Annotated in this window: 1 pseudogene; it reads left to right on the top strand. The window is 40.7% G+C overall.

The window, feature by feature from the left end:
- Window positions 1-493 (top strand): annotated as a pseudogene (locus ACFINO_RS11245) (hypothetical protein); the annotation flags it as partial.
- Window positions 494-590 lie beyond the last annotated feature (97 nt).

The raw sequence follows: 590 nt of genomic DNA, 5'->3' as shown, positions 1-590 counted from the left end.
AGATCTTTGGGTTGATATTTATCTTCAATCAGGGACGGGTGAAAATACGAAATCAATGTATCGTACCAATATAACAACAAACCGTAATTATACCGAACATGTAACAGATATGGCGCGTGTTAAAAAATCTTTACTGAGTGATGAAGCGTTTGCTTCTGCTATGTATGGAAGCAATGAAAAGACACATATTGTTGGCAAGAAAGAACCAACCTCTAAGGTTTCAGGTGGATATAAGGATACGGCGAATCGTCGAATGATCTCGCATATCGGTTGTGAGGATGGTTGCGGTTATGTTTGGCAATTTTTATCGGGCACGTTTCCTATACCCATAAGCCGTACGCAAAATACGTTTGAAATGAGAGCATTGTTAGGGGGTGGTAGCTGGAGTAATACAACGGATAATGGGCGTTTTACTCGAGCCGCCATGATCGTCAATGGTGGAAATGAACAAGTTGCGGCGCGTGGATGTAGCCATACGCGTCATTTTGTTTAGGAGGGAGAGATGATAGAATATCCAGAACATTTAAATAGCAAAGAAGATTATCTGAACATGCTTTCTTTTGACAAAGTTGAAACAGTAAGAAGGCTAG

The organism is Bartonella sp. AA83SXKL (assembly GCF_042196965.1).
GTDB lineage: Bacteria > Pseudomonadota > Alphaproteobacteria > Rhizobiales > Rhizobiaceae > Bartonella.
The sequence above is the reverse complement of the archived record's forward strand: the minus strand, read 5'-3'. Positions and strand labels throughout refer to the sequence as shown.